Here is a 23,740-nt window from a genome sequence, read left to right on the forward strand (position 1 = left end):
CCCAGCCCAACGCCGTCCACAGGGCGGTCCACGAGCAAGGAGCCCCGCGATGAGTGAGCTGATCACCGCGGAACTGGTCGACCTCGATCTGTCCGCCGAGACGAAGAGCGCCGCCGCACGTTCACTGGCCGAACGGATGGTGGCAGCCGGCCGCGTGAGCGACCTCGACGGCTTCCTTGCCGACGTGGCGGCCCGTGAGGCCCAGATGCCGACCGGTCTGGACGGCGGCATCGGCATTCCGCACTGTCGCAGTGAGCACGTCACCGAGCCTTCGCTGGCCTTCGGCCGCAGCGCGCGGGGCATCGACTTCGGCGCCGCCGACGGTCCTGCGGATCTCGTCTTCCTCATAGCCGCGCCGGCGGGTGCCGACGAGGACCACCTCAGCATCCTGTCGGGCCTGGCACGACGGCTGATGGACCCCGAGTTCACCGACGCGCTGCGTGCCGAGCGGGACCCTGCCGCGGCAGCCGCTCTGATCCGCGGCGAGCGGCAGGCCACGGACGAGCGCGACGCGGGACACGACGCCCCGGAGCCGGCCGGTGCCGGGGCGGAGGGACCGTTCCGGATCGTCGCCGTCACGTCCTGCCCCACCGGTATCGCGCACACGTACATGGCCGCCGAGTCGCTGGAGGCCGCCGCGCTCGCCGACGGTGTCGTCATCAGTGTCGAGACGCAGGGCTCCGCCGGGTTCGAGCGGCTGGACCCGGCCGTCATCGCCGCAGCGGACGCGGTCATCTGGGCGCACGACGTCGAGGTGCGCGAGAAGGCGCGCTTCGGCGGCAAGCCGGTTGTCGACGTCGGGGTGAAGGCCGGGATCAACCGGCCCGCCGAACTCATCGCCGAGGCCAGGCGCAAGGCCGCCCGTGGCGAGACCAGCGGGACGTCCGACGCGGTTGGGGACGCCGCGGGTGCGGACGACACGGGCGCCTCCCACGGGGCTTCCTCCCACGTCGGTGTCCGGCTGCGGACCTACCTGATGTCCGGGGTCGGTTACATGGTTCCGTTCGTCGCGGCCGGCGGGCTCCTCATCGCCCTGTCGTTCGCGATCGGCGGCTACGAGATCGCGAACGCCGCTTCGGTCGCCGACCACTTCGTCTGGGGCGAGGCCGACAGCTGGGCCGCCCTGCTCAACCAGATCGGCACCGCCGCGTTCGGCTTCCTGGTTCCCGTACTGGCCGGGTACATCGCGTACGGGATGGCGGACCGGCCCGCGCTCGTCCCCGGCTTCGTCGGCGGCGCCATCGCCCTCACGGTCAACGCCGGCTTCCTCGGGGGCCTGGTCGCCGGGCTCCTCGCCGGTGCCGTCGTGATGGCGATCCAGCGGATGAAGGTTCACCGCACCCTGCGGGGCATCATGCCGGTGCTGGTGATCCCCCTGCTCGCATCCGTGGCGGTCGGGTTCCTGATGTTCATCGTGGTCGGGAAGCCGATCGCCTCGCTCCAGCAGGCCCTCACGGACTGGCTGAACGGCCTCTCGGGCTCCAACGCCGTCATCCTGGGCGTCGTCCTCGGCCTGATGATGTGCTTCGACATGGGCGGCCCGCTCAACAAGGTGGCGTACGCCTTCGCGGTCGGAGGCCTGGCCGATCCGACGCCCGGCAGCCTCAAGGTGATGGCCGCGGTGATGGCGGCCGGCATGGTGCCGCCGCTGGCCATGGCACTCGCCACCACCGTACGCAGCAGGCTTTTCACGCGGGCCGAACAGGAGAACGGCAGGGCCGCGTGGGTCCTCGGCGCCTCGTTCATCAGCGAGGGTGCGATCCCGTTCGCCGCGGCCGACCCCTTGCGGGTGATCCCGTCGGTGATGGCCGGCGGGGCCGTCACCGGGGCGCTGTCGATGGCCTTCGGCTGCACGCTCCGCGCCCCGCACGGCGGTGTCTTCGTCGTCCCCCTGATCGGCCAGCCGTTCCTCTACCTGCTGGCGATCGCGGCGGGAACGGCGGTGGCCACCGCTCTGGTCGTCACCCTCAAGGGGCTGCGGCGCAGCCCGGAGGAGGCCGCGCCGACGGCGGACCGGCCCGAGGTCCCCGTGGCCGCCTGACTGCTCACCCGTACCGGAACCTGTAGACCGAATCGTCCCTCAGGAGGGAATCCATGTACCAGCGCACCGTCTCCGTCGGCTCCCGCAGCGGGCTGCACGCCCGTCCGGCCTCGCTGTTCGTCCAGACGGCCACGCGGCAGCCGGTCAGGGTGACCGTCGCACGCGACGGCAGTGACCCGGTCGACGCTCGCAGCATGCTCTCGGTGCTCGCCCTGGCCGCCCGGCACGGCGATACGCTGGTGCTCTCCGCGGCGGGTGCGGGGGCACAGGAGGCGGTCGAGGAACTGGCTGCCCTGCTGGCGCAGGACCTCGACGCGAAGGCCTGATCGTGACGGAGATGTGGGATCCGGAAGGTACGGGCGTGATCGCCCTTCCCTCGGGGCGGCTGGTCCGCGGCCGCGGGCTGCGGCGCCCGCTTCCCGAGGGTCTCGAGCCCACCTTCGCGGTCCATCTGCTCGGCAGGCGGCCGCCTCCGGACGCCTGGGAGTCGCGGTGGCTGCGCTGGCCCGACTTCCGGCTCCCCGCGGACCGGGAGGAGGCCCGGAGCGTGCTCGCCGAGGCGTGGCAGCGCGCGGCCGCGGACCGGGTGGAAGTCGCCTGCGGAGGTGGCCGGGGACGGACCGGTACCGCCCTTGCCTGTCTGGCGGTCCTCGACGGAGTGCCGGCGGACGAGGCTGTCGCCTTCGTCCGCCGGCACTATCACCCGGGGGCTGTGGAGACTCCCTGGCAGCGCCGGTTCGTACGACGCTTCGGGGAGCGGTGAGCGGCGCGGATCACTCCGCGGCGCGCGAAACCGGAACCGTCGCTCCGTCTCCGGCGCGTACCGCCTCGACGATCTGCTGATGGAAGTAACGGCTGGCTTCTTCGGAGGGGCACGGCACCGGACTGCCAACCAGCGTGAACCAGTCCGAGGCGCCGCTGTACTGCACGGCCACCTCTGCCTGCCCGTCGGACCATGTCGTGTGTACGGTCAGATCACCGCTCACGACGCCTACCTCTTCGGTGCGAACTCCGCCGGATCCCGCGAAGACACCGCAGGTAGTCCACGATGCCCAGTTCATGACGCGTCGCCTTTCGGGACAGTGACAAGCCTGTCTAGCGGACTGATTTCGAGTATGACACCGCAGACCGCCAGTCGCACAGGTGTGCCAGTGCGTATCCGTCCGGTGACAGTGGGGTGCCCGGCCGGCGGGTCGATCAGGAGTGCATCGAGGCACCCTTGAGGATCTTGTCCACCGCGTTGCGCGGTCCGTGGACAGCCAGTCCGACGAGGTCCATCGCATCCCGCCTCACGGCCCGGACGGCGGCCCGGTTGGCCTCGTCGTGGCCGGTCGCGAAGAGGTCGGACGTGAACACGGCCATGGTCACGCCCCGCCCGACAGCCCGGGTGTGCGCCGTCGTCAGCAACTCCTTCGAACCGGCGAAGACCAGGACGGGCTGCCGGAACATGGGCAGGTACGGGGTGCCGTCGGCGTCGGCGTACGGTTCGCCGATCACCTCCGGTGCCGCCGTCCCCAGGCCACTGACGAGGAACGCCGTGACGTTGAGGCGCTGCCAGGTCTGCAGGTCGTCGCGGAGCAGGACGGCGATCTTGGTGTCGAAGCGTACGGGTGCGCTGTCATCGGTCATGCCGAGGAGCCTGCCAAGCCCGGACGCCGCCGTCTTGTACGAACTTTGCACGGCCGGCGGACCGGGCCGGACTTGTACGCTTTCCCCATGCCTGCCCCTCCGGACATCACCGCATGGCGTCCGCGCGTCGAGGGAATCGACGAGGTCTTCCACGCCCGCTTCGCCGACCACGCCTACCCCATACACACGCACGACGCGTGGACCCTGCTCATCGTCGACGAAGGCATGGTGCGCTACGACCTGGAGCGCCACGAGCACGGGGCGCGGAGCTCGGTGGTGACGCTCCTGCCTCCGCACATCCCGCACAACGGTGGCGCCGCGACCCCCGCAGGATTCCGCAAGCGCGTCCTCTACCTCAACACCGCGCAGATCGAAGCCGGCCTCATCGGCCGGGCCGTCGACCGCCCCGTGCTGCACGATCCGTCGCTGCGGCGCCGCATCCACCAGCTGCACCGGACGCTCGAGCTGCCCGGCGACGAGCTGGAGGCGCAGAGCCGTCTCGCGCTCGTCTCCGAACGCCTGGCCCAGCACCTGCGCGGGCAGCTCGGCGCGCCCCCGTCACCTCACGACCGCCGGGTCGCGCACGAGCTTCGCGATCTGCTCGATGCGCGCTTCGTGGAAGGCGTGACGCTGGCGGAGGCGGCGGAGCTGCTGCACGCCCACCACACCCATCTGGTCAGGGCGTTCAGCAAGGAGTTCGCCATGGCTCCGCACCAGTACCTGACGGGGCGTCGCGTGGACCTGGCCCGGCGCCTGCTGCTCGGAGGGATGCGGTCGCCCGACGTGGCCACCTCGGTGGGCTTCTACGACCAGTCCCACTTCTCCCGGCACTTCAAGCGAGTGGTCGGCACGAGTCCGGGGCGCTACGCGCGCACCGCGGCCGCAATTCACGAAAGCCCCTACCCGCGCTCCAGCGAGCCGCGGACGAACGCCGCCTGACCTGCGTGCTGCAGATCATCCGCGACGACGCTGACCAGCCGCACGCCGAGGGTCACCGGCGGCGACCAGGACTCGTCCACGACGCGGTCCAGGGCCCGGTCGTCGAGACCGCGGACGAAGGCCAGAGTCTGCTCGTGCACGGCGTCGTAGTAGCCGAGGAGCAGGTCCGCCGACGCCACCTGCACGGAGGCCACCTGCGCGCTGCTGTGGCCGTACCCGGTCGACCCCTTGGCGAAGGGCAGTTCGAAGCGGGCGGCCCAGTCCTCGGAGAACCAGACCTGCTCGGTCCCTGCGGCGTCGGCGAGGTGGTCGTCCTGGATGCGCGTGAGGTGCCATACGAGCCAGGCGATCGAGTTCGCGTCCTCGTCCAGCCGGGCGTTGAGGTCGTCGGGTGAGAGACCCTCGACCGCGGCGTGCACCGTTTCATGGATGCGCTCGAACGCATCGGCGAGAATGCCTGCACTGTTCATATGACCACCATGGCCGGTGTGTCCGCGGGGCCCGGACTTCGACACGCGGCCGGAGCCCGTGGGACGGCCTCACCGGCTCCGCGGGATGAGCCGGAACGGAATTAGCATGTCCGTATGGCACAGAGCGACGCGGTGGATGTGGATCAGTACCTGGCCGAGCTCCAGCCGGAGCGCCGGGCGGCCCTGACCCGGCTGCGCGAGCTGTGCCGGGACGAACTCAAGGGGTTCACCGAAGTGATGGCGTACGGCATGCCGGGCTACGAGCGGAACGGAACCCTCGAGATCAGCTTCGCGAGCCAGAAGCAGTACATCTCCTTCTACCTGCTGCGCGGCGACGTCCGCGACGCGTTCGAGGCCCGGCTGGCCGGTCAGGACATGGGCAAGGGGTGCCTTCGCTTCCGTACGCCGGAGCGCATCGACTTCGACCTCGTACGGGATCTGCTCACGGCCACCGCGGCCTCGCCCGGCCCGGTCTGCTGACGCCTCCCACGTCCGGCGGGCGGTCTCGTCCGGCGTCCGTCAGGCGTGGACGGTGTGCAGCCACTGCGTCAGCAGAGCGCTGACCTCGGTGGCGCGTTCCTGCTGGATCCAGTGTCCGCACCCGTCCAGGATGTGCGAGGAGACCAGGCCCGGAAGGGTGGTGGGGTATTGCGCGATGGCCTCGGCCATCCAGGTGGTGGAGGCGTCGAGGGCCCCGCCGATGAAGAGCGAGGGCTGGGTGATCCGTGCCCCGTCCCAGGCCGCCAGGTCCTCCCAGTCGCGGTCGACGTTCCGGTAGCGGTTGAGTGCCCCGGTCAGGCCGGTCCTCTCGAATTCGCCGCTGTACACGTCGAGGTCGGCCTCCGTGAGCCATGACGGGAGCTGACCGGCCGGGAAGCGGTCGCGCAGGTGTGCGCCCGGGGGCACGAAGAAGACGCTGTCCGTGCCGGGCGGTGGCATGGTGTCAGCGGACAGCGCGGCGTAGAACCCGGCGAGCCACCCCCGTACGTCGGGCTCGATCTCCGCCTCGGCACGGCCGGGCTCCTGGAAGTAGCTGACGTAGAACTCGTCGTCGCCGCCGATGCGGGCGAAACCGTCGGTGGGCCGCAGTCCGCTCCGTGGGGCGTAAGGGACGCTGAGAAGCCCCGCGGCGGTGAACACGTCGGGGCGCAGCAGCGCGCTGTTCGCGGCGATCGGCGAGCCCCAGTCGTGGCCGATGACCGTGGCCGTCTTCTCGCCCAGTGCGCGTACGACCGCGACGTTGTCGGCGACATGGGCCGTCATCCGATAGGCGTCCACGGGCGCGGGGGCCGACGAGCGTCCGTAGCCGCGTACGTCGATGGCGACCGCGCGGTAGCCCGCCGCGGCGATGGCCGGCAGCTGGTGGCGCCAGGAGTACGACGTCTCCGGGAAGCCGTGGACCAGGAGGACGAGTGGTCCGGTGCCCTGTTCGATCAGATGGATCCGGCCGCCGGGGACGTCCACCAGCCGGTGGACCGCTCCGGGGACGGAGCGGGAAGGCTCGGGCGAGCGGTCGGGCTGCGGCATGTGTCCTCCTGTGGATCCCGGTGTCGTCCTGCGTCTCGATCATTCGGCGCAGCGGTACGTCGGGCAAGAGATCTTGCCGTTCCGGCAAACCTGCTCATGCCATGCGGCCGGGGCCCCGGACACCGGGATTCGGCGCCGGGGCCCCGGTCCGTCAGTTCCCGGCCGGATCCGGTACGAGCCCGTCGGCCACCAGTCCAGCGAGAACCGCAGCGCTCAGGGACTGGACGGCGGACAGCGGACGGACCATCACGGTGAACTCCTGGATCCTGCCCTCCTCGTCGAACTGGAGCAGGTCGATCCCGTGAATCTCCTTGCCGCTCACGGACGCCTTGAAGAGCAGGATCTCCGAGGCGACCTGCACGTCGTCCGCGCTGGTCAGCGCCTCACCCTCGAACTGACCGATGTAGCGGAAGTCCTCGAACGTGCGCAGGAGCACCCCGAAGAGCCCGAGCACCATCGCCTTGCCCTCGAAGGGGGTGAATTTCACCGGGCTGAAGAAGCGGACGTTCTCGGTGAACAGATCGTCCAGTGCCGCGAGATCACTCTTCTCGACGGCGGTTCGGAAGCGCTCCGTGGTTTCGGCAGCAGTCATGGCCATCTCCCCGACTCTCCTTGCTCAACAATATGACTGATCACTTTGTTGAGTATGCCGCAGCCGCGGTCACGGCTGCGGGCCGGGGGACGTATCAGGGGCGATTCAGGCCGGCGGGTCGATGTAGCGCACGGTGACCGTGTCGAATCCGAGTGAGCCGAGCAGCCCCTGGAGCATGGCGGTGGTGTTCTTCTCCGCTCGCTGGGTGAGCCCGCTCTCCTTGGCCGCTGCGCCGATGTGCTTGGCGGCCAGCTTGTTGACCGCCTGCTCGCTGCCCGGGTTGTCGGAGAAGAAGTCGCCGAGCCGGTCGAGGAGTCCGCGCTGTTTGGACACGGCGTAGGAGCGGTCCGGATCCAGCGCGGGCTTGCCCAGCACGGCGTGCGGCAGCCTGAGTTCGGCCTTGGTGCGGTCCTCGTTGACGACCACGCCGTTCTCCGTGACCTTGCCGAGGTCCACGAAGGCGCCCACGGTGCCGGCGCCCACGTAGAGGGTCCGGGTGCCGCGTACGGCGTCGGGCAGGAACTTGGCGTCCTTCTCCAGGTCGACGACGACCTGGAAGTTGCCGGAGGCCGCCTCGTACGCGCTCATGTCCTGGATCGACTTGAGGACCGCGGGGCCCGAACGGTCCGTGGTCTCCTCGCCGAAGATGTCGCCGAGCCCCGGCAGCAGGCTGAGCCGGGTGCCCAGGAGCAGCAGGACGACCGCTGCGGCACACAGGCCGGCCACTGTCAGGCACCCGCGCCTGCGGGCGGGCCGCCGGGCGCCCCTGCCGTCGGGTTCTCCGGCGCTGTCTGTCCTTACGTCTGTGGACGTCATCCTTTCCGTGTGACCCGGTCCGGCGCTTTCAGTCCACCCGGCTCCACGACTACGCCAATTCCTGTACGGGCGGTCGAGTCATGCCGTCGTCACACCTGTACGGGGACGTCTCGCACAGCCGGCTGCCGGTGCAAGCCGTAGTCGCTGCTGCCGCCGTCGTCCGGCGTGGTCAACGATGCCGTGATGCTGCCGATGATCCCGAGGACGAGGAAGAGCACCACCAGGGCCTTCCCCGCCCCGCTCATGATCAGCGGCCTGGTGAGCGTGCGCACGTGCCGCTGGCCGACGGAGAGGTCCTCGTCGCCGAAGAGGCCCTTCGGGTAGGCGGGGGTGAGCATCAGCGCGTAGGCGATGAAGCGCATCTGGAAGCGCAGGGTCGCCGCTGTCGCTTCCATGAGGGGCCGCGGCATCCGGCCCAGGATCAGCGTGATCAGCCACCAGATGAAGGACAGCATCCACCAGCCGGACATGGCGAGGCTCTGGACGACGGCTGCCGGGATCATCAGGAGCAGCCGGAAGAACACAGCGAGACGGTTCAGGTCGGTGGGCCGGACCTCGATCTGTACGGGGTAGTCGGGCGGCGGGGTGAGGGCGAAGGGCGGGTACCGGTCGATCAGCAGCATCTCGGATGCGGCCACCCGCATGCGGTAGCCGAGGTATCCGGAGAGGAAGCGGAAGACCGGCTCGGGCAGCCTCCCCAGGACCAGAGCGGCGAACCAGCCGACGATCACGGTGAACACAGCGGCGATGTGCAGGAAGAACAGCACGATGAAGTGCGGAATCAGCAGGAGCAGTCGCAGCAGAACGGTGAGCCGGCGCTGGCGCGTCGGCTCGGTGATGTCCAGGACGGGCAGGAACTCCTCCGGGTGCCCTGCCGTCCGCCCCGGGCTCCACTGTCCGTCAGCCATGTCGCTTCTCCTCGGCCGGTGATCCGTACGGCGTCGGCACGTACGGCCTCGGTCCCACGCTGGTCGCGTGGCGCCTGTCCGGCAATCGGCCGGGGACCGAACGGGTGCCGCCCGGCCCCGTCGCCCCGGCGGACGGCGGTCCGCGCGGCGACCGCGACTCTTGTCGTCCTCCTCCTCAGCGGCGAGTCTTCGTACGTGAGCGGCACCGAACCCGTTCGTGAAGGGAAAGCATCTGTGGAGACCGCCTCGTCCCTCCCCCGTCGTACCCGTGTCGGCATCGTGGGGGCAGGCCCGGCGGGCCTGCTCCTGGCCCGGCTGCTGCACGGGCGCGGCATCGACTGTGTCGTCCTGGAAAGCCGTGACCGCTCCTATGCCGAGCAGCGTCAGCGGGCCGGGATCCTGGAGCAGAGCGCGGTCGACGCGCTGCGTGCGAGCGGGGCCGGCGCACGTCTGGACCGGGAGGGAATCGCGCACGACGGCATCGAGCTGCGTTTCGACGGACGGTCCCATCGCGTCGACTTCCCCTCGCTGACGGGTGGCAGCCGGGTGTGGGTGTACGCGCAGACGGAGGTCGTCAAGGATCTGATCGCCCTGCAGCTCGCCGAGGGCCCACCGCTGCTGTTCGAGGCGGAGGCGGTCTCGGTGTCGGGTGCGGACACGGACCGGCCGGTGATCGGCTACCGGCACGGGGGCGCCGAGCGGACGCTGGCGTGCGACTACGTGGTGGGCTGCGACGGCTTCCACGGTGTGACCCGTCGGTCCGTCCCCGAGGGCGTCCTGCGGTCGTACTCCCGGACGTATCCCTACTCCTGGCTGGGCATCCTGGCCGATGCGCCCCCGGTGTACGACGAGTTGGTCTATGCGCACTCACCGCGTGGCTTCGCGCTGGCGAGCATGCGTTCGCCTGCCGTGAGCCGGCTGTACCTCCAGGTGCCGAACGGGGAGGATCCCGCTGCCTGGTCCGACGACAGGATCTGGGACGAGCTCGACGTCAGGCTGGCGTCGGCCGGCAGCCGGAAGCTGGAACGGGGGACCATCACGGCCAAGTCCGTGCTGCCGATGCGCAGTCAGGTCACCGAGCCCATGAGCCACGGCCGGGTGTTCCTCGCCGGGGACGCGGCGCACATCGTGCCGCCCACCGGTGCGAAGGGGCTGAACCTCGCCGCCGCCGATGTCGTGGTCCTCGCCCGTGCGTTCGCCCATCTGGAACGGACCGGCTCCTGCGAGCTGCTCGACGCCTACTCCGAGACGTGCCTGCGACGGGTGTGGCGGGCCGAGCACTTCTCGTACTTCATGACGACGACGCTCCACACCGATCCGGCGCAGAGCGCTTTCGAGACCCGCCTCCAGCTCGCGCAGCTGCACAGGATCGCGGACTCGCCGCATGCGGCGGCGGAGTTCGCCGAGAACTACACGGGGCACTTTCCCGGGTGGGCGTGATCCCGGCCGTCGGCTGGACGGCCGACGGCCGGGACCTCATGGTGCCGGGTCACTCACTCCAGCAGGTCGGCATACGCCCCCAGAGCCAGTGCGATGTCGGCCTGTGCCCAGAACCGGTGGTAGGTGAAGACCGGCGCGGCTCCGCCGTCCAGATATGCCTGCACCTTGGGCCAGTTCGGGTCGTCCTCGTAGAAGGAACGGATGGACAGGAAGGTCGAGTCGTTGTTGACGGTGTCGCCGTTGGGCATGGCGCCCGTCCAGCCGCTGGGGACGTACACCGGGTCGTCGAACCGGTTGTAGTCGGCCCGGGTCTCCGGCACCGCCACACCGGCGTCGTCCTGGTAGTGGCCCCACATGCCGTCGAGCAGCGCCTCGGCCGTTGCCTTCGCCTCGGTGTCACCGGACTTGGCGGCGTAGTAGGTCAGGGTCCTGGCGTAGGCACCTGCCACCCCGACGTCGTTGGTGTAGTCGGCGACGGTGACGTGAAGGCTGCCGTTGGCACCCGGACTTGACGCGTTCCAGGTGTCGGGAGCACCCGACCACTTGAGGGTGGACGGCATGAGGTAGGTACCGTCCGGGTTGATGGTCGTCTCGGACAGGGCCCAGTCGACCCACTTGTCGAGCACGGCCTTGGCCTGGGCGTCGCCCGACTCGTGGTAGTACTCGGCGACGCGTTCCATCGACCACGCCTGGAAGCCGAACCACTGGTTGGACGGCGGGTCGTGGTAGACGGGCTTCTCGTCGTAGTACATGCCGTAGAAGGTCGGCGTACCGGCCGGCGGCTGGGCGTAGCTGCCCTTCCAGCTGTTGGTCGCGCCGCCCGCGATGGCACCCTCGTCCGACTGGAGCCACTGGTAGAAGTCCAGCTGCCGGTCCAGGCTCTTGGCCCAGTCCTGCTGCCCTGTCGCCGACTTGGGCTTGAGGTCGGCCGACGCACTCAGGGCGTAGGCCGCCATCGGGTTCTGGTATCCGCCGTGGGCGTGGCTGGATCCGATGCGCCAGGACCAGCCCGCCGAGGTGTCGGTGGCACCGCCCCAGGCGTAGTACCAGGACATCAGGTAGTGCGCGCTGTCCTTGCCGCTTCCGGCCGGGCAGGCGGTCGGACCGACGCAGTTGCCGATCTTCTTGAAGTACTTGTCGAACATCGAGTAGCGCAGATAGTCACCCATCTTCGCCGCCTTGCCGACGGTCGCCGCGACCTCGCTCGCCTTGCCCTGCTCCTTGGCCCAGACATCGGCCCAGTAGGCGGCCTGCACGGCACGGGCGTCCGCGTCCGGGGCGTTGGTGAACTTCCACTGCTTGGCGTAGGAGGCGTCTCCGGTGAAGAGGTCCAGATAGCCGTTGTCGCCGCCGTAGGTGAAGTTGTCACAGGTCGGGTGGGTGACGGTCTCCCAGACCGACTCCTGCGGTCCGCGCTGGAAGGTGTTGATGTACGACGGTCCGGTCTCGGTGGGACCGGCAGAGCACTTCCCCCCGGGCGTGTTGCCGTATCCGTAGACGTTGTCGACGTCCTGGATCCAGTGCATGCCGTAGATGTCGTCGGTGCCGTACGCGCTCTTCAGCTCCGCCGCGATCGGGTCCGATCCGGAGGCCGCAGATCCGTCGAGGACCGCCGGGTACTCGTTCGGGGTGTCGTGCTCGGGCGCGTAGGTGGCGGGCTTCGAGGCGTTGTAGAAGGAGTTCGTGGGCTGGTCGGCGTGCGTGGGGATCATGTACTTCTCCATGGTGGCCCACGCACCGTTGAACTTCGTCCAGTCCCCGGTGAGCTTCCCGTACATCGCCTGCAGCCAGATCAGATAGCTGTAGGCCTCCGACGTCGTCTCGTGCCCCTGGTCGGGAGCCTCGACGATCAGCGTCTCGACGGAGTGGTACGGAATGCCTTCCGGCGAGAAGTAGCCGTTCGCCGGGTCGGTGATCTTCCCGTACAGCTCGAGGAAGCGCGCGTCGTACTCCTTCGCCGCGGCCAGCTGGGTGACGATGACCTCGGCCTTGCTGTGGCCGGGGGCTGTCACGGTGAAGGTTGCGGCTCCCGTACCGGAGGCGTCGGCGGAAACGGTCACCTTCTGGGCCGTTGACCAGTTCGACGGAGTGAAGCTGAGGCTCGCTCCGGCGGTGACGGCGAGACCGGAGTTGCCTGCGGTCCTGGCCACCGTGACGGTGACCGCAGCCGTCGGCGCGGTGGAGAGCGCCACGTTGAACGTCCCCGACTTGCCCTGCTGGACGCCCAGTTGGGCGGGCGTGGCGACAACTGCCGGGCCCGAGACGACGGTGATGCCCGCAGGCGTCGACTCCGCCGAGGCTCCGAGGCTGTCGTACGCCCTCGCGAAGACCGAATGGCTCCCGGCGGACAGTCCCGCGGCGCTGTAGGTGTACGGCGACGTGGTGTCGGTGCCGAGCAGCGTCGTGTTGTCGTAGAACTCGACCTTGCTGATCCCCGCCCCGTCCGCCGCGGCCGCCGTGGCGGCCAGGGGTACGGAATCGCCGGCGGTGAAGACGGCGCCCGCCGCCGGAGAGGTGAGAACGGTGATCGGCGCCTGGTGGGCGCCCGCGCAGACCGTGCCGTTGACGGAGAAGGCGGTCGGGGCGGTGTTGGTGCCGCTGTAGCTGAACTGTCCGCCCGTGGTGACCGCGGCCCCGGCGGCGATGCCGCCGTTCCAGGCGGCGTTCTTGACCGTGACGGTCTTTCCGGACTGGGACCAGGTGCCGTTCCAGCCGTTGGTGAGCTGCTGGTTGCCCGTGTAGGCGTAACTCAGGGTCCAGCCGTTGATCGCGGCGGAGCCCCGGTTGGTGACGGTGAGCTCGGCGCTGAAGCCGGATCCCCAGTCATTGGCCTTGTAGTCGACGCTGCACTCGACGGCCGCGGCCTGGGCCGGGGTGTTGGCAGCGGCGGTCATGCCCAGTGGGAGAGCGAGTGCGACGACGAATGCCGTCCACAACCGTCTGGATCCGACTCCGGTTCTGGCGGATCTTCTTGGTAACCATGTTCTTCGTGCGCTTCCCGATGGCATGCGCGGGTTCCTCCTCGCGGCTCGGCGACATGGGGGGCAAGCGGGGTTGAACACAAGCCTTGAACCAGTGGGAGCGCTCCCAGCATGGAGACGAGGAAAAAGAGAGTCAAGAGACTTGAAGAGTCGAATTATTTCGATAGCAAGAGATGGGAACAGGTGTGTTGACCGACACCACTTGACGCTCTAACGTCAAGCCACACCAGTGGGAGCGGTTCCATCAGTCGACGTGCCGTAGGGGGCGCGCCCGATCTGCAAGGAGTCGCTCATGCGACACCCCCCGCACTTATCGCACCTGTTCAGGCTGCTCCTCGGAGCAGTGCTCGCCACGGCCGGCATGGTTGCCGCACCCATGGTGACGGCCTCCGGATCCGCCCCCACGCGCACGGTGGAACACAGCACTGTGAGTCAGTGGGACGGCGGCTTCCAGGGCTCCGTCACGCTCACCGACCTGGGTGCAGCAAGCAGTGGTCGGAGTCTCGGCTTCGACCTGCCCGGGAACCCGACCGTGACTCGGGGCTGGAATGCCCGGTGGTCGCAGTCGGGCAGTACCGTCACCGCGGCGGGCGAGAGCTGGAACGGAACGCCCGCGAACGGCGCGAGCGTCACCGCCGGCTTCCTGGCAACCGGTGCGGGGTCCGGGTTCACGCCCGGTGCGTTCAGGCTCAACGGCACGCTCTGCCATACGGATCCCGACCCGGATCCGACCGATCCCACTGATCCGGCCGAACCGCCTGCCCCTGCCGGGGAACAGCCCCTGCTGAAGGTCTCCGGCAACAAGCTCGTCGACGAGATCGGCGCGACCCGCCGCATCCCCGGCGTCAACCGCTCCGGCGGCGAATTCATGTGCGTGCAGGGCCGTGGCATCTTCGACGGCCCGGTCGACGACGCCTCCATACAGGCGATCGCCGACTGGAACGCCAACACCGTCCGAATCCCTTTGAACGAGGAGTGCCGGCTGGGCCTGGACACCATGGACCCGCGCGATGCGGGCGAGAACTCCATCAGCGCCGTGAAGGACCTGGTCGATCCGTCAGGGAGCACGGCATGACACCCCTGGTCGAACTGCGCTGGACCTGGGGGCAGTACACGGGAAACTCGGTCGCCTCGGTCTTCAACGCCCGGAACGTGACCCTGGCCGGCGGACCCGCCTGCTCCAACGAACTGGGCCAATGGCTCCCACACGACCCCAGGACCCGGCGGGCCATCTCGCCGCGGCCTGACATGTCTACAACGTCAACTTCTGTGCGAGATAGGACTGCTGGAACTCCACGCTCGCACCGGTCGCCGCCGAAGTCCCCCTCGCCGCAAGCGAGATCGGCGAGAACACCTGCTCCCACAGCTTTGCCGACCGGGTCACGCAGTGGTTCGACGACCGAGGACTCTCCTTCCTCGGATGGGCCTGGATCACCTGGGACTGCTCCACGGGCCCGTCCTTGATCAGCGACTACGACGGTACCCCCACCCCGTACGGAATCGGGCTGCGCGACCATCTGCGCGCCCTCGACAGTTGAGGAAACGGAATTCGTATGAGCCGCACGAGCCGCACCACCCTGCGCCGATCACGAACAGCACTGATAGCGGCGGGAGCACTCGTCGCCGCAGCCGCCGGCTCCGCAGCCGCGGCAGCACCCTTCGGGGCCTCGGCCGCCGCTGCGGCGGGATGCACCGTCGACTACAAGATCCAGAACCAGTGGAACGGCGGACTCACGGCCGCCGTGAGCGTGACGAACACGGGTGACGCCATCTCTACCTGGCAGCTCGAATGGTCCTTCGCCGGCGGCGAGAAGGTCAGCCAGGGCTGGAACGCCACCGTGACGCAGAGCGGTACTGCCGTCACCGCCAAGAACCTCTCCTACAACGGCACGCTCGCCTCCGGAGCCTCCGCGTCCTTCGGGTTCAACGCCACGGGCAACGGAAACAGTGCCGTTCCCGCGACCTTCAAGCTGAACGGCGTCGCCTGCAACGGTGCCACGGGCCCGACCGACCCGCCGGACCCGACGGACCCGCCCACCGATCCTCCGGCGGGCAGCCGTGTCAACAACCCGTACGAGGGCGCCAAGGTCTATGTGAACCCGGAGTGGTCGGCCAAGGCCGCCGCGGAGCCGGGTGGCACCCGGGTGTCCAACCAGCCGACGGGTGTCTGGCTCGACCGGATCGCCGCGATCGAGGGCGCCAACGACGGAATGGGCCTGCGCGACCATCTGGACGCGGCCCTGACGCAGAAGGGCTCCGGCGAACTCGTAGTCCAGCTCGTCATCTACAACCTGCCCGGGCGTGACTGCTCGGCGCTCGCCTCCAACGGTGAGCTCGGCCCCACCGAGATCGACCGGTACAAGACCGAGTACATCGACCCGATCGCGGCCATCCTCGGCGACGCGAAATACGCGGGTCTGCGGATCGTCACCACCGTCGAGATCGACTCGCTGCCGAACCTCGTCACCAATGCCGGCGGCCGACCCACCGCGACCCCTGCCTGCGACGTGATGAAGGCCAACGGCAACTACCAGAAGGGCGTCGGCTACGCGCTGAACAAGCTCGGCGACGCGCCCAACGTCTACAACTACATCGACGCGGGGCACCACGGCTGGATCGGCTGGGACGACAACTTCGGCGCGACCGCCGACATCTTCAAGGTCGCGGCGACGACCGAGGGCGCGACCGTCAACGACGTACACGGCTTCATCACCAACACGGCCAACTACGGCGCGACGACGGAGGACCACTTCTCCATCGACGACTCCGTCAACGGCACGTCCGTGCGTCAGTCGAAGTGGGTCGACTGGAACCGCTACACGGACGAGCAGTCCTACGCTCAGGCCTTCCGCCAGAAGCTGGTCTCGGTCGGCTTCAACTCCGACATCGGCATGCTGATCGACACCTCGCGCAACGGCTGGGGCGGCGCGAACCGGCCGACCGGTCCGGGTGCCACGACCAGCGTCGACACCTATGTGGACGGCGGCCGGTACGACCGGCGCATCCACCTGGGCAACTGGTGCAACCAGGCCGGAGCCGGTCTCGGCGAACGGCCGAAGGCCGCCCCCGCGGCCGGGATCGACGCGTACGTCTGGATGAAGCCGCCGGGGGAGTCGGACGGGGCCAGCAAGGAGATCCCGAACGAGGAGGGCAAGGGCTTCGACCGGATGTGCGACCCGACCTACGAGGGTAACGTCCGCAACGGCAACAACCCGTCAGGGGCACTGCCCGACGCGCCCCTCTCCGGCAAGTGGTTCTCCGCGCAGTTCCAGGAGCTCATGAAGAACGCCCACCCGGCGCTCTAGGTTCCACGTCGGCCGGCTCCGGACGCTCCCCCGCCCGGGCCCGGCCGACGACTCCACATCCGGCCGATGAGGGCGCGTCCGCGGGCAGTCGCCGCGGACGCGCTCCGGCCGGAAGAGGCCTTGGCGGACCCCGCCTTGGCCCCGGACCCGTTCCTGGCACGCGGCTTCGAACCGGCACCGACACCGGCCTTGGTCCTGGTACCGGCCTTGCTGCCGGCACCGGCCTTGCTGCCGGCACCGGCCTTGCTCTTGATGCCGGCCTTGCTCTTGACGCTCGCCCTGCTCTTGGCGCCGGTCCGGTCGGCGGCCTTCTTCGTGGCCTTCGTCCGCGCCGTGTCCCGTGCGGGCGGCGCGTCGGAAAGGGCGTGGTAGCGGTGGCTGATCCGCCGCCCCACCAGTGCGTAACCGAGCAGAGCGCCGCTCGTATTGAGGATCACGTCGTCGATGTCGAAGGCGCGCCCGGCGACGAGCGCCCCCTGCGTGAGTTCGACGACCACCATGACCAGGACGGTCAGCAGGACCATCCGGATCATCCGCAGCCGTCGTGGCACCAGGATCGGCAGCAGGACACCGAAGGGCGCGCCGAGCAGCAGGTTGCCTCCCGCCTGTTTGCAGGCGGCGAGGAAGGTGTAGTCCTGCGCGTACTGCCGAAGCGACCGCCCCGGCTGCAGGTTCGATGTCACGATGCCCTCGGAAGCCGGTGACGGTGTCAGCGTCACCTTCGCCAGGACGACCGAGAACGCCACAAGGCTCAGAAATGCCGCGACGAGCACCAGCACGCGCAGCGCAAGACGGCCCCAGCTTCTGTGTTGTGCACTACGATCCGCCTCTACAGTCATGGCGGAACGGATGCCCCCAACCCTGGCGGCCACACCCGGAGTCGGGTGCGACGATGGAAGCATGAGCGCACCGGACAAGAACGAGCTGCTGGCGCAGGCCGTGCGGCTGCGTGAACAGGGCCACCCCGAGCAGGCCAGGGAACGTCTGCTCTCCCTCACCGCCGACTATCCCGATGCCGTGGATGTGGCCTACCACACTGCCTGGGTCCACGATGTGCTCGGCCTGGAGGCCGAGGCCGTTCCGTACTACGAGCGTTGCCTCCAGGGTGACGCCCTGCGCGAGGAGGACCGCCGGGGCGCACTGCTCGGGCTCGGGAGCACCTACCGGGTGCTGGGCAGGTTCGGGCAGGCCGTCGAGACGCTGCGCCGCGGTGTGGCGGAGTTCCCGGACGACGGCGCGCTGCGGACGTTCCTCTCCATGGCGCTGTTCAACACCGGCGAGCATCACGAAGCCATGCAGATCCTGCTGCGCCTCGTCGCGGAGACGAGTGGGAGCCCCGGCGTGCAGAGGTACCGGACCGCCATCGAGCACTACGCGACGGATCTCAACGAGACGATGTGAACCGTCCCGCGCGCTGCCGGCCGATCCCCCGCGGCGCCGGGTGCAAAAAAGGAGCCCCGGCCGGATCGGGGGAATCCAGCCGGGGCGGCTTGTGTGCGGGGTGCGAAGCTCGGTCGCCGCGTGCGGGCGCGGCCCGCTCGGTCCCACTATATGAACGATAAACCACCGAGGGCCGTTCCCGGGAATCGGCAGCCGCGCATGTGATCCACACCATGCCCACCAGGGACGATGTCAGCCCCTGGCGACGCCGGCCGTGCCGTAGCGACGCCGGAACTGTTCGATGCGACCGGCCGTGTCCAGCACCTGGCGAGTACCGGTGTAGAAGGGATGGCTGGCCGACGAGGTCTCCACGTCGATGACCGGATACGTGTTGCCGTCCTCCCACCGCACGCGCTGCTCGGCATCCGCGGTCGAGCGCGTCAGGAAGGCCGTTCCGGTGGCGATGTCACGGAAGACCACGGGACGGGATACGGGATGGATGCTGGACTTCATGGGCGTTCCTTCCTCACAAGGGGTGACAGGGTCCTGCCGGGCGGCGGGAGCGGTCAGCGGACCTCACGGAAGAGGACGTGCGCTCCTGCGGCCGGGTCGTACTTGCGCAGCTCGAGCCGGTGGGGGCTGTTGCGGCGGTTCTTGCGCGTCACGTAGCTGTGCCCGGTTCCGGCCGTTGACCGGAGCGTGACGACGGGCCTGACCTCACTGCGTGCCATGGGCACCTCCAGACGGGAACACCGACCCCTCCCCGTGATGGGAATGGGTATCGTTTTCGTTCTGGTGGGGTAACGCGAGCGGGCCCACCGGCATTCCCGGGGGTCGATCCGGTCGGCGGAACATTTGTCCGGCACACGCCCGTCCACCGCCTCGGACACCACCGCGGGCGCCCCCTCGGCCCGGACCCCGGACAGGGCCCCGGACCGGAACGGCACCACTGATCCACCGGCTCCCGGAGCACGCATATGCCCTGATCCCCGCAGTGGCGTGCCGCGCAACAGCCCCGCACGCGGGCGTACGCGAAGCCGCTCACGCCCGACGACTTGCGTCAACACCCGCGTAAAGGCAAGGGTGTTCGGCGAGCCACCGCTCCACCCGGCCGACGGCATATGCCGGAAGCAACAACGTATCGAGTGTTGCCAAATCCCTTACGGGCTCCCCCAGCCTGTGCAACAGTCGTGTTCGGTCCACCCCCATGAACCGGCCGTGCCATGCCTGTATCGGAGTACGAGATGCCGTCCCATACATTCGCGGACCGCCCCGCCCCCCAGCCGCCCGAGCGAGATGCCGTCGAGGCGTTGATCAGCCGGACCCGTCGGCTGCGCGGAGACGTGGACGCCGTGCGGCGGGACACCTCGGTCATCGAGGAGGACGACCCCCAGGTGCGCTGGCAGCGCGCGCTCTGCGATCTGGCCGTCCACCAGCTCGACGATCTCGGCGAGCACCTGGGACAGCTCAAGGACGGCATTCCTGCACAGGCGGACGACGAACCCGCCGGGGCGACCGCCGGGAACACGACGGACGTACCGCGGACCGGCTCGCTCATCAGCAGGGTGGGCAGCGCCGAATGGGATCTGCTCACCGACGAGGTCAGCTGGTCGGACGAGCTGTACCAGATCTTCGACAGGTCTCCTGAGTCCGGGCCGCTGTCCCTGGACGAACTGCCGTCGCTGCTTCTCGCCGAGGACCAGCCCCTGCTGATGTCCATGGTCACCGACTGCCTGGTCGACGGCAGGCCGATAGACGGCGAATTCCGGATTCTGCTCCCCGACGGCCGGATGCGCACGGTTCACATGATGGGCGAGCCCGTTCTCGACGCCGACGGCTGCACCGCCTCGATGTGGGCGGTCCTGCGCGATGTCAGCAGGCTCCGGCACAGTCAGCACCTCATGAGCCGGACGCGGGACTCGCTGCGGCGCGGCCAGCAGATCGCGCGGACCGAGCACCGGATGGCCGTGGAACTGCAGGAGGCCGTGCTGCCGCCCTGGCGCGGATCGCTCTCCTCCCCCGGCCGGGGCCCCGGCGCCCTGGACACCGCCGCCCACTATCTTCCGTCGGAGTCGAGCAACCTGATCGGCGGCGACTGGTACGACGCGCTGCAGCTGCCCGACGGCAGGACGCTGCTCACCGTCGGTGACCTGACGGGCCACGGAATCCCGGCCACCTCGGCCATGGCGATGCTGCTGGGCGCGCTGCGCGGAATGGCGATGGCCGGCATCGAGCCGGGAGCCGTGATGGGCCATCTGAACCAGCTGATCGAATCCTCGGTCCAGCCCGTTCTGGGCAGCGCCGTGTGCTGCCGGTTCGACCCGGCGACAGGCACGCTCGCCTGGGCGCAGGCAGGTCACCCCGCGCCGCTCCTCTTCCGCAACGGGGTGGGTCGTCCTCTGCCGGCGCCGGACGGCGTGCTGCTCGGCGCGGCATCCGCCGTCTCCTACGAGCAGGACCAGGTGACCCTGCTTCCCGGCGATGTGCTGATGCTGCACACCGACGGGCTGACACGGCAGAGGGACCGGAGTGCCGGCCCGGACGCACTGCTGGGCCTGGCCCCTCGGTTCGCACAGGCCCGCACGGCGCAGGACTGCGTAAGGACTGTCGTCGAGGAGTTCGGCGGAACCGAACGGCTCGACGACGCATGTGTGCTGGTGGCCCGCGTCGGGGCATGAGGAATCGCAGGACGGCATACCGCCTGTGGATGTGCTGATTCGACTGCTCCGACAGGGGCCGGACGACGGCACTGCGCCGGTCGACGGCGCCCCGGATCAGATCTGTGAGCCTCTCGGCCTCTTGGTGAACGTGCTCTGCGGCAGGGCGAGTTCGATCTCCTCGCGAAGGTCCTCGATCTTGGCGTACCCCGCGAACTGACCTGTGAGCCGGTACATCTCGCGCAGGCGGTCCCAGGTGCGGTGCGAAGAGGTCTCCCCCATCGACACCAGGGCGAGCCGTGCGTACCGGTCGGCCTGCTCGGGGTCGTCGGCGATGAAGCAGGCCGACGCCAGCGAGATGTAGTCGAAGATCTTGGACCGCTGACGACCGTTGATACGGAGCTCGAGCGCCTGCTTGGCGTGGCGCTGGGCCGTGCCTGCCGCAGCCGGATCGTGCTCCGCGAGCGTACGGAACGCCAGGGCCTGCATGCCGTGCATGTCCGCCTCGTCGAACATCTGCATCCAGCTCGGGGGCGGCACGTCACCCTTGTCCGAGACGAAGAGCTCCTCGGCCTCGCCCAGGGTGCGCCGCATGGCCTGCCCGCGCCCCATGGACGCCTGTGCCCAGGCCTCGATGGTGTGCAGCATCGCCTGCGTTCGGGGCAGGGTCTCCTCCCCCGAACCTGACTTGGCGAGCTTCATCAGGTCCAGGGCATCGTCCGGGCGGCCCAGATGAACCATCTGGCGTGCCGCACGGGAGAGCGCCTCGCCGGCCCTCGGCCGGTCACCGCCCTCACGCGCCGCATGAGCGGCGATGACGAAGTACTTCTGGGCGGTGGGTTCGAGGCCGACGTCGTGGGACATCCAGCCCGCGAGGACCGCGAGGTTGGCGGCGACGCCCCAAAGGCGGCGCTGCAGATGGTCGGGGTGGTGGTAGGCGAGCATGCCGCCCACCTCGTTGAGCTGGCCCACGACGGCCTTGCGCTGAAGTCCTCCGCCGCGTGAGGCGTCCCAGGCTCGGAACACCTCGACCGAGCGCTCGAGGGCCTCGATCTCCTCGGATCCGATGGGGGCGGCCTCGTACCGGTCGAAGCCGGCCGCGTCGGCGTACATGGGGTCGTTGAGGCCGGATGCCTTGGCCGCCGGGGCGGGGTCGGAATGCAGCCAGTCGTGCATGGCGCCGGTGATGGCTGAGCCAGCGGCGAGCGCGGCGCCCGCGCTCACCAAGCCGCGTCGGTTGAGCATGAGGTCCATTCCCGTGAATTCGGTGAGGACCGCTGCCGTCCGTTCGGGCGCCCACGGCAATCCGTCGGGATTCTTCTCCGTCCCGGTGTCTTGCCGTTTCCCCACACGCCCGCGCCGGCCGAACCCGAGGTCCTCGATGGTCACGACACGGCCGAGCCGCTCGGTGAACAGAGCTGCCAGCACTTCGGGCACGGGATCGCGGGGGGACTCCCCCATGTCGATCCAGCGCCTGACCCGCGAGGTATCGGTGGCCAGCTGGAGGTGGCCCATGGCCGCCGCCTGCCGGTTCACCATTCTCGCTAGCTCCCCCTTGGACCATCCGGCCAGGCCGAACAGATCAGAAAGGCGGGTGTTGGGTTCTCCGGTCACGTCAAGCCCCCAGGTTCTCGGCTGACTTGACACTAACCCGCTGTCAGATGCTGAGTGACTATTCGCCAGGGTTCGCCAGGGTCCGCCAGGGTCCGCCAGATGGTCCACTACCCATTACTCGGTGTCAGGTAGGAGTGCGCCACCCCGCCCGGCAGCCCTAGGTACTCCCCAGGGTGCCGAACGGCCGCCGGCCGGGGCGGCGCACGTAACTTGTCGGCGCACGAAGGGATCTGTCTCGCCCATGTACACAGCATCGTCCTCCGTGTCCGCCCCACCCCGCGCCTTCCGCCCCATGGGGGCGGGTGGCGGGCCGTATCTCGACCCCAACGCAGCATCGCCGGCGTCCGGCATGGGTCGGACCCGGCGGACGGCGGGCACCGGCGCCCAACCGCTCAGCGGGAGACTCGACTTGTCCGGCCCTCAGGGTGCGCAGCTGAGGATGGCCATCGCCTCGGTGCACCGCATCTGTCCGGAGTTCAATCCGGTGCAGGTGCTGCGTCGCAGCGGGCGCTCGGTACTCATCGTCGGTACCACCGGTCGTGCCACCGCGGTGGCCAAGTGTTTACTGGACCACTCCCCCGTGTGGACCGAGCGGTTCCGGCACGAAATAGCTGCATACCGCGCCTTCGTCAGGCACCGCCCACCGGTTCGGGTCCCCCGGCTCATCGCAGCCGACCCCGAGAACTGCACGCTGGTGATCGAGCGGATGCCCGGCCGGGTCGCGGCGCTGACGAGGCACCCCGCGGAGGCACCGCCCCGGGCGGATGTGCGGGCGGCCCTCGGAGCGGTCAGCAGGATCAATGCCTGGCGGCCTCCGGCAGGCCTGTTCGACGCGCCGCTGGACTACGCCTCCCGCATCGCCAGGTATCACGAGTTGGGGCTCTTCACCGACCGTGATCTGGGCGACCTGCAGAAGCTGCTGCACGGTCTGGCCCACGCGAGCGGCCGGGGAGGCATGGGCCAGTTCTGTCACGGTGACGCGCTGCTCTCCAACATCCTGCTGCCGCCCACCGGTCCGGTGCTGGTCGACTGGGAGCACGCGGGCTGGTACCTCCCGGGCTACGACCTGGCGACGCTCTGGGCCGTACTCGGTGACGCGCCGGCGGCCCGCCGTCAGATCAGCCAGCTGGCGCAGGCGTCGGGTGCCGCGGCACGCGACGCGTTCCTGGTGAACCTCATGCTCGTACTGACCCGGGAGATCCGGACGTACGAGACGGCTGTCCAGCGCGCCATGCGCGAGGGGGCGCCGTCGGGTGGCGGGCAGGCCCGGCAGGGCGCGCTCTCGTCGAGCGAGGAACAGCGGCTGCTGCTGCGCAGGTTGCACGACGACTGCGCGATGGCGCGGCGCGCCGTGCGCGCCGCGGTGGGCACCCGCTGACCGCGCCGGGGCGAAGGGCCTGACCGACGGGGGACGAGGGCTGCGGGACCGGTGCCGACACGC

22 protein-coding genes and 1 pseudogene are annotated in these 23,740 nt (G+C 69.5%); 11 read left to right on the forward strand and 12 right to left on the reverse strand.

What is annotated here, in order from left to right; genetic code table 11:
- The first annotated feature begins 49 nt into the window (after positions 1-49).
- From ACFQ6X_RS25635 to ACFQ6X_RS25645, 3 genes are read left to right on the forward strand one after another with little or no spacing between them, the layout of a single operon-like run.
- On the forward strand, positions 50-2,041 hold the full coding sequence (locus ACFQ6X_RS25635; protein WP_383184709.1) for a fructose-specific PTS transporter subunit EIIC: 1,992 nt from the start codon (positions 50-52) through the stop codon (positions 2,039-2,041).
- A 53-nt stretch (positions 2,042-2,094) separates the two neighbouring features.
- Positions 2,095-2,367, forward strand: a complete 273-nt coding sequence (locus tag ACFQ6X_RS25640) for an HPr family phosphocarrier protein (RefSeq protein WP_383184710.1) — start codon at positions 2,095-2,097, stop codon at positions 2,365-2,367.
- Positions 2,368-2,378: 11 nt separating this feature from the next.
- Positions 2,379-2,804: a protein-tyrosine phosphatase family protein gene (locus ACFQ6X_RS25645; protein ID WP_383184756.1), complete on the forward strand. Its 426-nt coding sequence runs from the start codon at positions 2,379-2,381 to the stop codon at positions 2,802-2,804.
- A 10-nt stretch (positions 2,805-2,814) separates the two neighbouring features.
- Here the strand turns inward: ACFQ6X_RS25645 and ACFQ6X_RS25650 are convergent, their stop codons facing one another.
- Together ACFQ6X_RS25650 and ACFQ6X_RS25655 are read right to left on the reverse strand one after the other, a co-directional pair.
- Positions 2,815-3,102 (reverse strand): hypothetical protein, encoded by a 288-nt coding sequence (locus tag ACFQ6X_RS25650; protein ID WP_383184712.1) that lies wholly within the window; start codon positions 3,100-3,102, stop codon positions 2,815-2,817.
- A gap of 136 nt (positions 3,103-3,238) precedes the next feature.
- Positions 3,239-3,670, reverse strand: a complete 432-nt coding sequence (locus tag ACFQ6X_RS25655; RefSeq protein WP_383184713.1) for a DUF2000 family protein — start codon at positions 3,668-3,670, stop codon at positions 3,239-3,241.
- An 87-nt stretch (positions 3,671-3,757) separates the two neighbouring features.
- Between ACFQ6X_RS25655 and ACFQ6X_RS25660 the strand changes: the two genes are divergently transcribed.
- Complete coding sequence (locus tag ACFQ6X_RS25660) at positions 3,758-4,609, forward strand: helix-turn-helix domain-containing protein (RefSeq protein ID WP_383184715.1); 852 nt, start codon at positions 3,758-3,760, stop codon at positions 4,607-4,609.
- Here ACFQ6X_RS25660 and ACFQ6X_RS25665 read toward each other — a convergent pair.
- A complete protein-coding gene (locus tag ACFQ6X_RS25665; protein ID WP_383184717.1) occupies positions 4,570-5,079 on the reverse strand; it encodes a DUF664 domain-containing protein in 510 nt (169 codons plus the stop codon). The two genes, ACFQ6X_RS25660 and ACFQ6X_RS25665, sit on opposite strands and share 40 nt — an antisense overlap.
- 114 nt (positions 5,080-5,193) lie before the next feature.
- On the opposite strand from ACFQ6X_RS25665, the gene ACFQ6X_RS25670 reads away from it, so the two are divergent.
- Complete coding sequence (locus tag ACFQ6X_RS25670; protein WP_383184718.1) at positions 5,194-5,559, forward strand: iron chaperone; 366 nt, start codon at positions 5,194-5,196, stop codon at positions 5,557-5,559.
- A gap of 39 nt (positions 5,560-5,598) precedes the next feature.
- Here ACFQ6X_RS25670 and ACFQ6X_RS25675 read toward each other — a convergent pair whose 3' ends face one another.
- The 4 genes from ACFQ6X_RS25675 to ACFQ6X_RS25690 all read right to left on the reverse strand — a co-directional run bounded on the left by ACFQ6X_RS25675 (position 5,599) and on the right by ACFQ6X_RS25690 (position 8,922).
- Positions 5,599-6,606, reverse strand: a complete 1,008-nt coding sequence (locus ACFQ6X_RS25675; protein ID WP_383184720.1) for an alpha/beta fold hydrolase — start codon at positions 6,604-6,606, stop codon at positions 5,599-5,601.
- A gap of 151 nt (positions 6,607-6,757) precedes the next feature.
- Complete coding sequence (locus tag ACFQ6X_RS25680; protein ID WP_383184721.1) at positions 6,758-7,198, reverse strand: nuclear transport factor 2 family protein; 441 nt, start codon at positions 7,196-7,198, stop codon at positions 6,758-6,760.
- Between the two features lie 105 nt (positions 7,199-7,303).
- Complete coding sequence (locus ACFQ6X_RS25685; protein ID WP_383184722.1) at positions 7,304-8,014, reverse strand: DUF4230 domain-containing protein; 711 nt, start codon at positions 8,012-8,014, stop codon at positions 7,304-7,306.
- An 89-nt stretch (positions 8,015-8,103) separates the two neighbouring features.
- The gene (locus tag ACFQ6X_RS25690) at positions 8,104-8,922 is read right to left on the reverse strand and encodes a DUF4389 domain-containing protein (RefSeq protein WP_383184724.1); all 819 of its coding nucleotides are present in this window, start codon (positions 8,920-8,922) and stop codon (positions 8,104-8,106) included.
- A 234-nt stretch (positions 8,923-9,156) separates the two neighbouring features.
- On the opposite strand from ACFQ6X_RS25690, the gene ACFQ6X_RS25695 reads away from it, so the two are divergent.
- On the forward strand, positions 9,157-10,362 hold the full coding sequence (locus ACFQ6X_RS25695; RefSeq protein ID WP_383184725.1) for a 4-hydroxybenzoate 3-monooxygenase: 1,206 nt from the start codon (positions 9,157-9,159) through the stop codon (positions 10,360-10,362).
- Between the two features lie 53 nt (positions 10,363-10,415).
- On the opposite strand, the gene ACFQ6X_RS25700 is transcribed toward ACFQ6X_RS25695, so the two are convergent.
- On the reverse strand, positions 10,416-13,256 hold the full coding sequence (locus ACFQ6X_RS25700) for a glycoside hydrolase family 48 protein (protein WP_383184726.1): 2,841 nt from the start codon (positions 13,254-13,256) through the stop codon (positions 10,416-10,418).
- A 379-nt stretch (positions 13,257-13,635) separates the two neighbouring features.
- Here ACFQ6X_RS25700 and ACFQ6X_RS25705 point away from each other — a divergent pair.
- Together ACFQ6X_RS25705 and ACFQ6X_RS25710 are read left to right on the forward strand one after the other, a co-directional pair.
- Positions 13,636-14,881 (forward strand): annotated as a pseudogene (locus ACFQ6X_RS25705) (cellulose binding domain-containing protein).
- 15 nt (positions 14,882-14,896) lie between these two features.
- On the forward strand, positions 14,897-16,648 hold the full coding sequence (locus ACFQ6X_RS25710; protein ID WP_383184728.1) for a glycoside hydrolase family 6 protein: 1,752 nt from the start codon (positions 14,897-14,899) through the stop codon (positions 16,646-16,648).
- Here ACFQ6X_RS25710 and ACFQ6X_RS25715 read toward each other — a convergent pair.
- Entirely contained in the window at positions 16,645-17,487 is an 843-nt protein-coding gene (locus ACFQ6X_RS25715; protein WP_383184729.1) for a VanZ family protein, read from the reverse strand. The genes ACFQ6X_RS25710 and ACFQ6X_RS25715 overlap by 4 nt on opposite strands.
- Positions 17,488-17,548: 61 nt before the next feature.
- Between ACFQ6X_RS25715 and ACFQ6X_RS25720 the strand changes: the two genes are divergently transcribed.
- A complete protein-coding gene (locus ACFQ6X_RS25720) occupies positions 17,549-18,049 on the forward strand; it encodes a tetratricopeptide repeat protein (protein WP_383184731.1) in 501 nt (166 codons plus the stop codon).
- 231 nt (positions 18,050-18,280) lie between these two features.
- On the opposite strand, the gene ACFQ6X_RS25725 is transcribed toward ACFQ6X_RS25720, so the two are convergent.
- On the reverse strand, positions 18,281-18,541 hold the full coding sequence (locus ACFQ6X_RS25725) for a type B 50S ribosomal protein L31 (RefSeq protein WP_383184733.1): 261 nt from the start codon (positions 18,539-18,541) through the stop codon (positions 18,281-18,283).
- Positions 18,542-18,594: 53 nt separating this feature from the next.
- Positions 18,595-18,759, reverse strand: a complete 165-nt coding sequence (gene rpmG, locus ACFQ6X_RS25730) for a 50S ribosomal protein L33 (RefSeq protein WP_383184734.1) — start codon at positions 18,757-18,759, stop codon at positions 18,595-18,597.
- 513 nt (positions 18,760-19,272) lie between these two features.
- On the opposite strand from rpmG, the gene ACFQ6X_RS25735 reads away from it, so the two are divergent.
- Complete coding sequence (locus ACFQ6X_RS25735; RefSeq protein ID WP_383184736.1) at positions 19,273-20,706, forward strand: PP2C family protein-serine/threonine phosphatase; 1,434 nt, start codon at positions 19,273-19,275, stop codon at positions 20,704-20,706.
- A gap of 96 nt (positions 20,707-20,802) precedes the next feature.
- On the opposite strand, the gene ACFQ6X_RS25740 is transcribed toward ACFQ6X_RS25735, so the two are convergent.
- A complete protein-coding gene (locus ACFQ6X_RS25740; RefSeq protein ID WP_383184738.1) occupies positions 20,803-22,299 on the reverse strand; it encodes a hypothetical protein in 1,497 nt (498 codons plus the stop codon).
- Positions 22,300-22,540: 241 nt separating this feature from the next.
- Here ACFQ6X_RS25740 and ACFQ6X_RS25745 point away from each other — a divergent pair, with 241 nt between their 5' ends.
- Complete coding sequence (locus tag ACFQ6X_RS25745) at positions 22,541-23,677, forward strand: aminoglycoside phosphotransferase family protein (RefSeq protein ID WP_383184739.1); 1,137 nt, start codon at positions 22,541-22,543, stop codon at positions 23,675-23,677.
- The last annotated feature ends 63 nt before the right edge of the window (positions 23,678-23,740 follow it).

The organism is Streptomyces sp. NPDC056452, assembly GCF_042796085.1.
Taxonomy (GTDB): domain Bacteria; phylum Actinomycetota; class Actinomycetes; order Streptomycetales; family Streptomycetaceae; genus Streptomyces.